Origin of the sequence: Actinacidiphila yanglinensis (assembly GCF_900107965.1) — a bacterium.
GTDB lineage: Bacteria > Actinomycetota > Actinomycetes > Streptomycetales > Streptomycetaceae > Actinacidiphila > Actinacidiphila yanglinensis.
Genome location: NZ_FNVU01000022.1, coordinates 76,639 through 89,191 on the forward strand (window position 1 = coordinate 76,639; position 12,553 = coordinate 89,191).

A 12,553-nucleotide genomic window follows, 5' to 3' on the forward strand; every position below is an offset into this window, starting at 1 on the left:
GCCCGGGCATGCCCGGCCGTCCCCGTCGCTGCCAGGAGGCTGATCGACCGTGCCCGAACGCCCCGACCCGCTGCCACCGCTCCCGGCACCCGCGCCGCCCGGCGACCGCCGCGAGGGCGGCGGCCCGGGGCGGATCGTCGTCGTCTCCGCGAGCGTCGGCGCCGGCCACGACGGCGCGGCCGCGGGGCTGGCCGAACGGCTGCGCGCCCACGGGTACCTGGTGGACCGGCGGGACTTCCTGGACCTGCTGCCAGCGGGCGCGGGCCGGCTGCTGTGCGGCGGGTACCACCGGCTGCTGACCTGGGCGCCGGAGGGCTACCAGCACCTCTACCGGACCACCGACCGGTCCCGGCCCGGTCGGGTGTGGCGGGCGCTCTTCCGCAGCGCCGGACGGCGGCTGCTGCGCGACCTCCCGCCGGACACCCGCGCGGTCGTCTCGACCTACCCGGGCGCCAGCCAGGTCCTCGGCGCGCTGCGCCGGCGCGGCGCGCTGGCGGTGCCCGCGCTGACGTATCTCACGGACTTCTCCGTCCACGCCCTGTGGGTGGCCGCGGGGATCGACGCCCACCTGGCCGTGCACGCCGTGCCCGCCGCCCAGGCCCACGCCCAGGGCGCCGCCGCCGTCACCGTCGCCGGACCCGTCGCCGACCCGCGCTTCACCCCGGCCGCCGCCGGACAGCGGTCCGGGGCCCGCGCGAGGTTCGGGCTCCCCGAACGCGGCCCGCTGGCGCTGATGGTGGCCGGGTCGTGGGGGGTCGGCCCGGTACGGCAGGCCGCCGCCGAGATACGCGCGACGGGGCTGGCCGTCCCGGTGGTGGTGTGCGGGCGCAACGACGCCCTGGCCGCGCGACTGCGGCAGGACGGCGTCGAGCACGCCTTCGGCTGGGTCGACGACATGCCCGGCCTGATGCACGCCTGCGACGTCCTGGTCCAGAACGCCGGAGGGCTGACCTCGCTGGAGGCGTTCGCCGCGGGGTTGCCGGTGGCCAGTTACCGCTGCATCCCCGGCCACGGCCGTACCAACGCCCGGGCGCTGGAGGAGGCCGGACTGGCCGCCTGGATACGCGGCGCCGACGACCTGGCGCCGGTCCTCGCCCAACTCCTGCACGGACAGCGCGGCGAGGCCCAGCGCGCGGCCGGCATCGCCCTGCACCGGTCCGCGCCCGGCCCGGTGCCGGCCATCGCCGCGCGGGCGGGAGACCGGCCCGCCGCGCCGGCACCGGGTCGTCGCCCGTCTCCGGCGCGCAGGCCGGAGCGGCGCCGGGGCCGCCTGCGCCTCGGCGCGGCCGCCCTCGCGGCGGCGGCCGCCCTCTCGCTCGGCGTCGCCGCCCCCGTCGCCCACGCCTACCACCACGACCCCGCCCGTTTCACCGTCGCCCACTACCTGCACGGAGACCGGTCATGACGCGCCCCCGCGCCGCCCTGCTCGCCTCGACCGCCGTCCTGCCCGCGCTCGCCGCGCTGCAGGCCGCACCGGTGGTCTCCACCTTCGGGCCGCTGCGCACCAGGGCCATGCCGCGCCTGTCGGGACAGGGCCGCCCGGACCATGTCGCCCTGACCTTCGACGACGGCCCCGACCGGCTCTCCACCCCGCACTTCCTGGCCCTGCTGGAGCGCCGCGAACTGCACGCCACCTTCTTCCTGCTCGGCTCGGAACTCGTCCGCGCGCCCCAACTGGCCCGGGACATGGCCGACTCCGGACACGAGATCGGCGTCCACGGCTGGGAGCACCGCCCGCTGCTGCTGCGCGGCCCGCGCGCCACCTACGACGACCTGGCGCGCGCACGCGACGCGGTCGCCGCCGCCACCGGCCGGGCCCCCACGCTCTTCCGGCCGCCGTACGGGGTGATGACCGCCGCGGCCCACCTGGCCTGCCGCCGCCTCGGCCTGACGCCCGTGCTGTGGACGTGCTGGGGCGAGGACTGGCGCCGGCGGGCCACCCCCCGATCCGTCCGCGACACGGTCCTGCGGGACCTGCGCGGCGGCGGCACGATCCTGCTGCACGACTCCGACTGCACCTCGGCCACGGGCTCCTGGCGCACCACCCTGCGCGCACTGCCCAGCCTCCTCAACGCCTGCCGCGACCATGGCTGGCAGGTCGGCCCCCTGCGCGAGCACGGGGTCGCGGGTCTGCCCGTGCGGTGAACGGGCCGGCGGCTCGTACGGTGAACGGCCCGGGCGGCGTGACGAGGGGCCCACATGCGCCGGGGTCCTCGGTACTGCTCACCCCGTCGCGCGCCGCCCCCGCGCGTACCCGACCAGCGGGCCGGCCGCGAGCAGCACGCCCAGCACCGCGTACCCGTGTGTGAGCGTGGTGAGGGAGGCGACCACCGCCACGAGCAACGGGCCGCCCGCGTCGCCGAGTTCGCGGCCGAGTTCGGCCGCGCCCATGGTCTGGCCGAGGCGGGCCGCGGGCGTGGTGGCGGCCAGGGCGGCGAAGCCGAGCGGGGTGATCAGTCCCGTGCCGACGCCGATCAGCGCCGCGCCCAGGAGCACCCCGGTGAGGCCGGGCAGCATCGCGCAGCCCAGTCCGGCGGCGGTGAGCAGCAGCCCCGCCGTGATGCCCGACCGCGTGCCGAGGTCCCCGCGGTCCAGGGCGCGCCCGGCCCGGGGTTGCACCAACGCCGCGCAGGCCGCCAGCACCGACACCGCCGCGCCGGTGGCCACCGTGCCGAGGCCGGCGGCCCGGCCCGAGACGGGCAGGAACCCGACGCCGACGGACAGGGCCGCGGTGGCCCCGGCCAGCGCCGCGGTCGGTGTGAGGAAGGCCGGGTCGGCCAGCCGCCGGGCCAGGTCCACCACCGTCTGCCGGGCCTTGGGCAGCGGCGGCACGGCGGGAACGGCGAGCGCCGCCCACACCGCGACGGCGGCTCCCAGCACCGTCAGGACGACGAACAGCAGGCGCAGGCCGCCCGCCCACGCCAGCACCCCGCCCAGCAGCGGGCCCAGGGTGTAGCCGACCGACTTGTAGAAGCCGTAACTGCCGAACGCCCGCCCGCGCTTGGCCGCCGGATGGAGGCGGGCGACCAGGGCCGAGGCCGACGGGGAGAACGCGGACGCCGCCGCACCCTGCCCGAGCCGTGCGGCCCACAGCCAGCCCGGGCTGCCCGCGACGGCGTAGAGACCGGACGCGACCGCGAACGCGACGAGGCCGCAGACCAGCACCGGGCGGGCGCCGACCCGGTCGGCCAGCGTGCCGAAGACCGGCTTGAGCAGCACCTCGGCGCCGTCGTACAGGGCCAGCAGCCCGCCGAGCACCAGCAGCGAGCCGACCGCGCCCCGGCCGTGGGCCCCGAGGTTGGCGGCGATGCCGTGCGCGCCGAAGGCGGTGGTGAACCCCGCCGCGTACAGCGGCCACAACTGCCGCTTCGGCGGGGCGGTCCCCGCGGGCTCCGCCACCGGCGGTTCGGCGCGTGCCGCCGCGCCCGCGGCGGTCACGGCCGGACCGCCGGGGCCGCGGTCCGCGCGCGCACGGCGCGGACGGCCGCCGGCGTGCCGGACACCGCCCGGGCCGCGGTCCTCGTCCCTGGCCGCCGGCGCCGGAACGCATCCATGCGGAACACCGCCTCACCACGTCGTATCGTCTACGCGACTGTAGACGTTATGGTCGGCGGAGGAAACGGCCGCCGAGGTCGGGCCGCCGGTGTGCGGGGCCCTGGGCGGGACGGACGGCCGGGGCCGGGTGGCGCGGGTCGGGGAGGCGCGGGTCGGGCGCGCGGGTCGGCAAGGGGTGGGCGGTCTCGCGGTTGACCTGATTTCTACATCATGTAGTAGGTTGCTCCGGTCCTGCCCGTCCTGCCCGAAGGAGCGCCTGCGATGGACGTGCCGGTCCCACGGCTGCTCGCCCTGATCGCCACGCGGGCCGAGGAGACTCTCCAGGTCCTCGTCCCGCTGGCCTGCCTCGCGGTGGCCGCGGTGCTGCTCAGCCGGCAGGTGCGCCACCAGCTCGGCCGGATGGGGACCCTGGTCGCCCTGGCCGTCGCCCTGCTCGTGGGTGCCACCGCGCTGTACGCCCTCGGACGGGTCTGACGCGGCGCCTCCCTCGGCCCCGGCCGCCCGGCCGTCTCACACGGAGCGCCGCCGGGCCCCCGCCTCGTCCCCGGGGTCGCCCGCGTGGTCGGGCTCCCGCTGCCGGGCGGCCGTCGGGGCGGCGGTGGCGGCGGCTCCCGTGACCGGCGCGAGGCGGTCGGTGGCGGAGTCGACGAGCGCGAGGTCGGCCTTGGTGTGGGCGATCGCCGCGTCGATCAGCAGGGACACCAGCGGGTCGTCGGTGTGGGTGCGGCGGAGCCGGGCGAGGCCGCCGATCTCCGAGAGGTAGGTGGTGCGTTGTGCCTCGACGAGCGCGCTCAGCGCCTCCGTGCCCAGGGACGCGGCACCGAAGAGCTTGAGGAAGAGCTCGTCGCGGTAGCCGCCGGTGCGCACCCAGGCGCTGGTGGCCCAGTCGTGGAGTTCGGCGCGTCCCGCGGGGGTGAGGTGGTACTGGTTCTTGTCGGGCCGGTCGCTCTGCGCGACCTGGGAGCGCGTGATGTACCCGTCGCGGACCAGGCGTTCCAGGATCTGGTACAGGTGCCCGATGTTGAGGCCGCCCCACTGCGGCCCCACGGTCCGTTCGAACCGGGCCTTGAGCTCGTAGCCGTGGTCCGGGGCGTCGCTCAGCAGCGCGAGCACCGCGTGGTGCAGTGGCATTTACACACCTCCTGAGTTGTGACAACGTACCGCTACATTGTGACAATGCAAGAGAGGAGGGAGGCGCGAAATGCGGCTGGCCTTACGGGAGGTGACGAGGTGCTACCCGGAACTGACCGCCCTGGACGGGGTCGACCTCGCGGTCGGGGACGGTGAGTCCGTCGCGCTGACCGGGCCGTCGGGCTCGGGCAAGTCGACGATCCTGCACCTGGCCGGCGGGATGGACCGTCCCGACCGGGGCGGGGTGGAGATCGACGGCGAGGAGCTGACCGCCCGCAGGCTCGACGCGCACCGCCGCGGGACCGGGTTCGTCTTCCAGCGCTTCCACCTGCTGCCCGCGCTGACCGCCCTGGACAACGTGCTGGCCCCGGTGCTGCCGCGCCGGGTGGACTTCGACCGGCGGGAGCGTGGCATGGAGATGCTCGCCGCGGTCGGTCTGGCCGAGCGGGCGCGGGCGCTCCCGTCGGAGCTGTCCGGCGGCCAGCGGCAACGGGTGGCGATAGCACGGGCGTTGGTGGGCCGGCCCCGGCTGCTGCTGGCCGACGAGCCGACCGGGAACCTGGACAGCGTGACCGGACGCGGCATCGTGGACCTGCTGATGAACCTGCGCGAGCAGTTCGAGATGACGATGCTGCTGGCCACCCACGACGCGGAGGTCGCGGCGTCCTGCGACCGGATCGTCCGCCTGCAGGACGGGCGGATCGTCGCGGACGACGTGGTCGCACCGGCCGCCGACGCGCTGGACCGGCTGGGCGGGTACCGGCCGTGATCCGCCTCCGTCACCGCCCCGGCCGGTCCGGCCTGCTGGGGATGATCGCCTCCCAGTTGCGGCGGCGCCGCTCGCGCGCCCTGGCGCTGGGTGCCGGCATCGTCGTCGCCGCGACGAGCTTCACCCTGCTGACCACGGCGGTGAGCACCAGTCAGGCCCGTACTGTCGGCGTGGTGCAGCACAACGTCCGCTCCGCCTACGACGTCCTGGTCCGCCCGCAGGGAACCGAGACGCCGCTGGAGAAGAGCCGCGACCTGGTGCAGGCGAACTTCCTGTCCGGCATCTACGGCGGCATCACCCTCGACCAGTACCGCGCGATCAAGAAGATGGCGGGCGTCCGGATCGCGGCGCCCGTGGCGAACGTCGGCTACGTGATGGTGCAGACCGACTTCCACATCGACGTCTCGACGTACCTGAAGCAGGGTGTCGACGCCCAGGTGCTGAGGGTGAAGACCACGATCAGCACGGGGACGCAGCGCGTGCCGGGCTCCGACGAGTACCTGTACCTCTCGCGGCGGCCGATCGGCACCGTCAACACGGTGCAGGGCCTGACGTATCCGGGTCTGCAGGAGCAGAAGGTCGGCAAGGCGCCCTACTACGTGTGCTGGTACTACAACTCCAACAAGTCGGAACTGCTGGTCAACGGCGACAACACCCCGCTGCAACCGATCGACCTTCCCGAGGACACCCGCGAGTGGTCCCCGTTCGACCCGGACCTCGACGCCACCCTGACCTGCCGGAGCGGCTCCGCCAAGGGATCGGTCGACGTGCCGGTCAGCTACCCGGTGCTGATGGCCGCGATCGATCCCGACCAGGAGAACCGGCTGGTCGGCCTCGACCACGCCACCGTCGCCGGGAACCCGCTGCGGGAGAGCGACAAGCCGGTCTGGACGACCCCGAAGGACGTCGACCCGTACTGGAGCCTTCCCGCGGTCTTCAGCAGCCGCGCCCTGACCGCCGGCCGCATCGACGGCTCCGTGCAGCAACTCGACGTGGGGGACCCCACGGCGCTGATCAAGAACCTGGGCGGCGTCCACGCCCACACCTTCCTCAACGGGCTGCGGGGCACCACGGTGGGGAGCGTCAGCGCGGACCTCGACCGGGGTTTCCCGTCGCTCGAGGAACCGCCCACGGCCGCCGGCAGGTCGATCATCAACACGGAGGAGTACTGGACCACCGGGCCGGTGCACTACACCACCTCGGGCGGCGTCCTGCATCCGAAGGTGCAACCGTCCCAGTCCAAGGAGACCTGGCGGACCATCATCAACCAGCAGTTCGTACCCGACGTGCCGGCGGAGAACACCGGCACCCAGTTCCGCACCGTCACGCCGCACTCGGCCACCTTCGACTGCGCCCCCATGGCCGACATCTGCTCGAACAAGGACTCCGGACGCCTTCCCCTGCCCGTCATGAACGTCGTCGGCCGCTACGACCCGGACCGGCTGCCGGGCTTCTCGGCGCTGTCCGCCGTCCCCATGGAGACCTACCGGCCGCCGACCGTGGTCGGGGCGGACGCGGCGACCCGCAAGGCGCTGCACGACGCCCCGCTCCAGCCGGACCGGAATCTCGGCGGCTACCTGAGCGCACCGCCCACCCTGCTGACCACCCTCGACTCGCTGACCGCCCTGACCAAGAGCCGCCACACGCCCGACATCCAGGACAAGGCACCGGTCAGCTCCATCCGGATCAGGGTCGCCGGCGTCACCGGCGTGGACTCCGTCTCGCGGGCCCGGGTCAGCGCCGTGGCCGCCGAGATCCGCCGCGCCTACCCGAAGCTCCAGGTGGACATCACCGTCGGCAGCTCGCCCGCACCGCAGAAGATCGCGCTGCCCGGCAACCTGACGGTCCGTGAGGAGTGGACCGCCAAGGGCGTGGCCCTGCGCATCCTCAAGGCCGTCGACCGCAAGAGCGAGATCCTCTTCGTGCTGGTCCTGGTGGTGTGCGCGCTGTTCCTCTCCCAGGCGGCCCTGGCCTCGGTCCGCTCCCGGCGCACCGAGATCGGCACCCTGCGCTGCCTGGGCTGGAGCGGCCGCGAGGTGCTGCGGCTCATCGTCGGTGAACTCGGGGTGATCGGGGCCGTGTCGGGAGCGGTGGGCACCGCCCTCGCGTACGTGCTGGGCAGCGGGCTGGGCTTGTCGCACGCCGGCCTGCGCGCGGTGCTCGTGCTGCCGGTCGCCCTGCTGCTGACCGTGGTCGCGGGCCTGCTTCCGGCCTGGAAGGCCACCCGCCTCGGCCCGCTGGACGCCGTCAATCCCCCGGTGATCGGCACCGGCCGCGCCTCGGCCATCCGCTCCGTACGGGGCCTGGCCTGGTGCAACCTGGCGCGGACGCCGGGCCGTACCGCGCTCGGCGCGGCCGGGATCGCGCTGGGCGTCGCGGCGTTCACCGTGCTGCTCGCCCTCACCCTGGGCTTCCGCGGCGAGGTCGCCGGCTCGCTCCTGGGCAACACGGTGGTCGCGCAGGCGCGTTCGGCCGACTACGTGTCCGTGGCGCTGTCCCTGCTGCTGGGCGCGGCCGGCGCGGTCGACGTCCTCGTGCTGTCCCAGCGCGAGCGCGCCGCCGACCTGGCGGTGCTGCGGGCCACCGGCTGGAGCGACCGCGAACTGGCCCGGCTGTCGTTCTACGAAGGCGCCCTGCTCGCCGTCCTGGGCGGTCTCGGCGGAGCCGTCGTCGGCGTGGTCACCGTCCTCCCGCTGGGTGCGGGCATGCTCGCCGGCCGGCTGCCGGCCATCACCGGCGCCGCGCTGCTGGCGACCGCCGCGGCCGTGGTCCTGGTGTGCGCGGCGCTGATCGTCCCGATCCGGGCGATGTCGCGGATCGCACCGGTGCAGGTGCTGGCCGAGGAGTGAGTCGCGCGTCCTGCCGGCAACGTGCCCGGGGACGCGGCCGGCCGGGGTCCGGCGCGCGAGGGGGGCGGGTGCGCGTGCGGTCGCGGGCGGGTCGCATGCCGGATGCGGGCCAGGGGCTGGGCTGTGCCTCCGCGTCCGGCAACACGCCCCGGAACGCGGCCGGGTGGGGCCTGGCCCGTCCGATGGGGCGAGTGTGCGGGCAGGTGACTTCGGGGCGGGGGCCCGCCCGCCGGGCTACGCCTCCGCGTCGAGTGCGGCGAGCACGCGCGCGGCGATCGCGAAGGCGGTGTTGGCGGCGGGGACACCGCAGTAGATGGCGGACTGGAGCAGCACCTCCTGGATCTCCTCGGGCGTCAGCCCGTTGGTGCGGGCGGCGCGGACGTGCATCGCGAGTTCGTCGTGGTGGCCGAGTGCGACCAGCGCGGTGAGGGTGACGCAGCTGCGGGTGCGGCGGTCCAGTCCGGGGCGGGTCCAGATCTCGCCCCACGCGTAACGGGTGATCAGGTCCTGGAAGGGCGCGGTGAAGGGGGTGGCCGCGGCGGTGGCGCGGTCGACGTGGGCGTCGCCGAGGACGGCGCGGCGCACGGCCATGCCGTCGGTGTACGGGGTCGCGCCGAGGTGCTCCCGGATCGCCCGGAGGACCGGCACCGGTTGCTCGGCGGGTGCGAGGTGGGCGGCGCGGGGGAGTTCGAGCAGGGTGGCGCCGGGGATGCCGTCGGCGAGCAGCCGCGCGTCCGGGGGCGGGGTGGCCCGGTCCTCGCGGCCGGCGATCACCAGGGTCGGGGCGCCGATCCGGTGCAGCTCGGCGCGGAGGTCGAAGGCGGCCAGCGCCTCGCAGCAGGCGGCGTACCCGGCCGGGTCGGCCGCTCGCTGGTCCTCGACCAGGGCGCGCGCGGTGTCGCTGCCGCGGAAGTCCTCCGTGAACCAGCGCGCGGGGGCCGACTCCGCGAGGAAGCCGACCCCTTCGGCGCGGACCCGCGCCGCGCGCTCGTGCCAGCCCTGCGGGTCCCCGAAGCGGGCCGCGGTGCACACCAGCGTGAGCGAGGTGACGCGTTCGGGGTGGTGGACGGCGAGCCAGGTGCCGACCGCCCCGCCGAGCGAGTCCCCGGCGTACGCGAACCGCTCGGCGCCTAGGTGGTCGGCGAGCCGGAGCACGCCGCCGGCCAGCGCCGCGACGGTCGGCTCGGCGACCGGGCCGGCCGGTGATCCTCCGTGGCCCGGCAGGTCGTAGCGGACGACCCGGTGGCTGCGGGCGAGTTCGGGGACCTGCGCGTCCCACAGGCGCAGGCTGGTGCCGAGCGACGGGCCGAGCACGAGGGTGGGGGCGTCGGCGCGTCCGTCGACCGCGTGGTGCGGCAGGGACGAGGGGGTCGACGAGGGGGTCATGGCTTCCTTCCGCGGCGCAGGGCCCGGTCGGTCAGTTCGGGCGCGGCGCCCAGGTACCGGGTGGGGTCGAGGAGTTCGCGCAGCCGGCCGGCCGGCAGCACGCCCCGCAGCGCGGGCTCGGCCGCGAGGACGTCGGCCACCGGCAGCCCCTGCTCGGCGGCCGTGCGGGCGGCCCGGGCCAGCAGGTCCCGGGCCGCCGCGGGGCCGAGCGACGGGCCGAGGGCGGTGAGCAGGCGCTCGGTGGCGATCAGGCCGCCGGTGAGGTCGAGGTCGCGGCGCATGCGGTCGGCGTCGACCCGCAGCCCGGCCACCAGTTCCCGGGCGTGGTGGGCGGCGCCGCCCGCGAGCCGCAGCGCCTCGCGCAGGGTCTGCCACTCCGCGTGCCAGGCTCCGGCGGGGCGTTCGTCCTCCGCGGCCATGGCCGCGAACAGCACCGAGGCCAGGGCCGGGAGCTGGCGCGCGGCGGCGGCGGTCAGGGTGGCGCGGACCGGGTTGGACTTGTGCGGCATCGCGGAGGAGCCGCCGCCGCTGCCCTCGCCCAGCTCGCCGGTCTCGGTACGCGACAGCAGCAGGACGTCGGCCGCGAGTTTGGCCAGCGCGCCACCGGTGAGGGCGAGGGCGCCGCCGAGGTCGGCGACCGGGGTGCGCAGCACGTGCCAGGGCAGGTCGGGGGCATCGAGGCCGACGGCCCCGGCGTAGCGCCCGGGCAGGTCCGGGTCGCCGCCGAGCGCGGCCAGGGTGCCTGCCGCGCCGCCGAGTTGGGCGGGCAGGCGGAGGGCGGCCAGCCGGTCGCGGGCGTCCAGGACGAGGGAGCGCCAGCCCGCCGCCTTGAGGCCGAAGGTGGTGGGCACGGCGTGCTGGGTGAGGGTGCGGCCGGGCATCGGGGCCAGCCGGTGGCGTCGGGCCAGCACCGCCAGGCCGTCCGCTGCGGCGTCCAGGTCGGCCAGCAGGAGCGGCCGTGCGCGGGCGGTCACCGCCATCATCGCGGTGTCGAGGATGTCCTGGCTGGTGGCGCCGCGGTGCACCCAGCCGGCGGCTTCGGGGTCCAGCGCGGACCGCAGGGCGGCGACCAGCGGGATCACCGGGTTGCCGCCGGCCCGGGCCCGCAGCGCCAGGTCCCGCGGGTCGAACCGTCCCGCGACGGCCTGCTCCCGGATCCGGCCGAGCACCTCCGGCGGGGCGCCGAGGGCGCGGCTGAGCGCGGCCTCGGCGTCGAGCATCGCCCGGAGGAAGGCGCGGTCGCCGGTGGCGGCCTCCACGGGGGTGCCGGCCCACGCCGGGGCGAGGAGGCCGACGTCCGCGGGCTCGCCCGGGTCAGCGGAAGTCAAGGAACACCGTCTCCTGCGCGTCGTCGCCCTGGATGCGGAGGTCGAAGCGGTAGACGCGGTGGGCCTCGCCGCCTTCGTGGGTGGCGACCAGCGTCGCGCGCCGCTCGCCGGGCAGCGAGGCCAGCAGGGCGTCGTCCGCCGCCGGGTCGAGGTAGGCGCGGGTGTACAGGTGGTGCAGCAGGCCGCGGGCGAAGAGCAGGACGCCGACGTACGGCGCGGCCGCGGGCGGGCGCAGGGTGCGGACGGTGTAGTGGCCGTCCGCGTCGGTCGGCACGCGGCCCCACCCGGTGAAGGTGACGCCGTCCCGGCCCGCGTCGCGGCCGGTGGAGTGGTCGCGGCGCATGGAACCGGGCGCGGCCGGGGGCCGGCCGTCCGGACCGGCCTGCCAGAACTCCAGCAGGGCGTCGGGGACGGGCTCGCCGCGACCGTCGAGGACGCGGCCGTGCAGGGTGACGGTCTCCGGCGCCGAGCGGGGGGCGACGTCCCCGCCGCCGGTGAGGGGCAGCGCGTGGCCGAAGAAGGGGCCGACGGTCTGGGAGGGGGTCGGGGCGGGACCGGATGCGGGCGCGGATACGGACGTGGACGGTGCGGATGCGGGCGCGGGGACGGTGGAGGGGCGGCGGTCGACGGTGCTCAACGGTTCTCCCCCTGCTCGGTGTTCCGGCTGTCCTCGGCGTTCTCGGTCCAGGTGGCGGCGGGTCCGTCCAGCACGATGTCCCACTGGAAGCCGAGCGAGAACTCCGACTCGGACAGGTCGTGGACGTAGGCGGCGACCAGACGCTCGCGGGCGGCCGCGTCGGTGACCGACTGCATGATGGGGTCGTACCCGAAGAGCGGGTCGCCGGGGAAGTACATCTGCGTGACCAGGCGCTGGGTGAAGGCGGTGCCGAAGACGGAGAAGTGGATGTGGGCCGGCCGCCAGGCGTTGAGGTGGTTGCCCCAGGGGTAGGGCCCGGGTTTGACGGTGGTGAAGCTGTAGCGGCCCTGGTCGTCGGTGAGGCAGCGGCCCGCCCCCGTGAAGTGCGGGTCGAGCGGGGCGGGGTGCTGCTCGCGCTGGTGGGCGTAGCGGCCGGCGGCGTTGGCCTGCCAGATCTCCACCAGCTGCTGGCGCACGGGGCGTCCGGCGCGGTCCAGGACCCGGCCGCTGACGGTGATGCGCTCGCCGATCGGCTCGCCGGTGTGCTGGCGGGTGAGGTCGCTGTCGAGGGCGGTGACGTCGGTGACCCCGAAGACGGGACCGGTCAGCTCGACCGCCTCGGGGTCCTCGACCACGACGAGCCGCTGCCGCGGGTGGCGCAGCGCGGTGCTGCGGTAGGGCGGGTAGGCGCGGGACGGGTGGGCCGCGCCGTTCCCGCTCCCGGCGAGCGCGGCCATCGCGGCGTCGATGCTCTTCTGGTCGGGCGTCGTCGGCTGTGTGTCGGCCATGGGTGTCAGCGCTCCAGGACGAGGGCGGGTCGCCGACGCGCGGCGGGGCACGGCGTGGCGGGCCGGGAAGGTGTCACGCTCTTGCGGCCGTTCGCCCAATGAACTAAGAT

Annotated in this window: 11 protein-coding genes; 5 read left to right on the forward strand and 6 right to left on the reverse strand. The window is 76.0% G+C overall.

The features are described from left to right. Positions 1 to 49: 49 nt before the first annotated feature. Together C4U44_RS34115 and C4U44_RS34120 are read left to right on the forward strand one after the other, a co-directional pair. Positions 50 to 1,405 carry an MGDG synthase family glycosyltransferase gene (locus tag C4U44_RS34115; protein ID WP_322973719.1) on the forward strand — a complete coding sequence of 452 codons (1,356 nt, stop codon included), beginning with the start codon at positions 50 to 52 and terminating at the stop codon, positions 1,403 to 1,405. Further along, on the forward strand, positions 1,402 to 2,145 hold the full coding sequence (locus C4U44_RS34120; RefSeq protein ID WP_103889976.1) for a polysaccharide deacetylase family protein: 744 nt from the start codon (positions 1,402 to 1,404) through the stop codon (positions 2,143 to 2,145). The genes C4U44_RS34115 and C4U44_RS34120 overlap by 4 nt, the downstream gene beginning before the upstream one ends. Positions 2,146 to 2,223: 78 nt before the next feature. Here C4U44_RS34120 and C4U44_RS34125 read toward each other — a convergent pair whose 3' ends face one another. Then, positions 2,224 to 3,360, reverse strand: a complete 1,137-nt coding sequence (locus tag C4U44_RS34125) for an MFS transporter (protein WP_103890034.1) — start codon at positions 3,358 to 3,360, stop codon at positions 2,224 to 2,226. Positions 3,361 to 3,816: 456 nt separating this feature from the next. Here C4U44_RS34125 and C4U44_RS34130 point away from each other — a divergent pair, with 456 nt between their 5' ends. Continuing rightward, entirely contained in the window at positions 3,817 to 4,029 is a 213-nt protein-coding gene (locus C4U44_RS34130; RefSeq protein ID WP_103889977.1) for a hypothetical protein, read from the forward strand. 36 nt (positions 4,030 to 4,065) lie between these two features. On the opposite strand, the gene C4U44_RS34135 is transcribed toward C4U44_RS34130, so the two are convergent. Next, positions 4,066 to 4,686, reverse strand: coding sequence for a PadR family transcriptional regulator (locus C4U44_RS34135; protein WP_103889978.1), 621 nt, complete (start codon positions 4,684 to 4,686; stop codon positions 4,066 to 4,068). Positions 4,687 to 4,756: 70 nt separating this feature from the next. Between C4U44_RS34135 and C4U44_RS34140 the strand changes: the two genes are divergently transcribed. Both C4U44_RS34140 and C4U44_RS34145 read left to right on the forward strand, forming a co-directional pair. Beyond that, entirely contained in the window at positions 4,757 to 5,455 is a 699-nt protein-coding gene (locus C4U44_RS34140; protein WP_103889979.1) for an ABC transporter ATP-binding protein, read from the forward strand. After that, positions 5,452 to 8,304 (forward strand): ABC transporter permease, encoded by a 2,853-nt coding sequence (locus tag C4U44_RS34145; protein ID WP_235032569.1) that lies wholly within the window; start codon positions 5,452 to 5,454, stop codon positions 8,302 to 8,304. Before C4U44_RS34140 ends, C4U44_RS34145 begins: the two co-directional genes overlap by 4 nt. A 234-nt stretch (positions 8,305 to 8,538) precedes the next feature. Here C4U44_RS34145 and pcaDC read toward each other — a convergent pair whose 3' ends face one another. Genes pcaDC through pcaH form a run of 4 tightly spaced genes read right to left on the reverse strand, consistent with a single transcriptional unit; the run spans position 8,539 to position 12,443 of the window. Continuing rightward, complete coding sequence (pcaDC, locus tag C4U44_RS34150; protein WP_103889980.1) at positions 8,539 to 9,690, reverse strand: bifunctional 3-oxoadipate enol-lactonase/4-carboxymuconolactone decarboxylase PcaDC; 1,152 nt, start codon at positions 9,688 to 9,690, stop codon at positions 8,539 to 8,541. Next, positions 9,687 to 11,018, reverse strand: a complete 1,332-nt coding sequence (gene pcaB / locus C4U44_RS34155) for a 3-carboxy-cis,cis-muconate cycloisomerase (RefSeq protein ID WP_103889981.1) — start codon at positions 11,016 to 11,018, stop codon at positions 9,687 to 9,689. The genes pcaDC and pcaB overlap by 4 nt, the downstream gene beginning before the upstream one ends. Beyond that, positions 11,005 to 11,655, reverse strand: a complete 651-nt coding sequence (gene pcaG / locus C4U44_RS34160) for a protocatechuate 3,4-dioxygenase subunit alpha (protein WP_103889982.1) — start codon at positions 11,653 to 11,655, stop codon at positions 11,005 to 11,007. The genes pcaB and pcaG overlap by 14 nt, the downstream gene beginning before the upstream one ends. Next, positions 11,652 to 12,443: a protocatechuate 3,4-dioxygenase subunit beta gene (gene pcaH, locus C4U44_RS34165; RefSeq protein WP_103889983.1), complete on the reverse strand. Its 792-nt coding sequence runs from the start codon at positions 12,441 to 12,443 to the stop codon at positions 11,652 to 11,654. Before pcaH ends, pcaG begins: the two co-directional genes overlap by 4 nt. Positions 12,444 to 12,553: the final 110 nt, after the last annotated feature.

Excerpts from the sequence above, each read along its gene's own strand:
- C4U44_RS34140 (WP_103889979.1), top strand. The coding sequence starts at position 4,757 with ATGCGGCTGGCCTTACGGGAGGTGACGAGGTGCTACCCGGAACTGACC.
- pcaH (WP_103889983.1), bottom strand. The coding sequence starts at position 12,443 with ATGGCCGACACACAGCCGACGACGCCCGACCAGAAGAGCATCGACGCC.
- C4U44_RS34120 (WP_103889976.1), top strand. The coding sequence starts at position 1,402 with ATGACGCGCCCCCGCGCCGCCCTGCTCGCCTCGACCGCCGTCCTGCCC.
- pcaDC (WP_103889980.1), bottom strand. The coding sequence starts at position 9,690 with ATGACCCCCTCGTCGACCCCCTCGTCCCTGCCGCACCACGCGGTCGAC.
- C4U44_RS34130 (WP_103889977.1), top strand. The coding sequence starts at position 3,817 with ATGGACGTGCCGGTCCCACGGCTGCTCGCCCTGATCGCCACGCGGGCC.
- C4U44_RS34135 (WP_103889978.1), bottom strand. The coding sequence starts at position 4,686 with ATGCCACTGCACCACGCGGTGCTCGCGCTGCTGAGCGACGCCCCGGAC.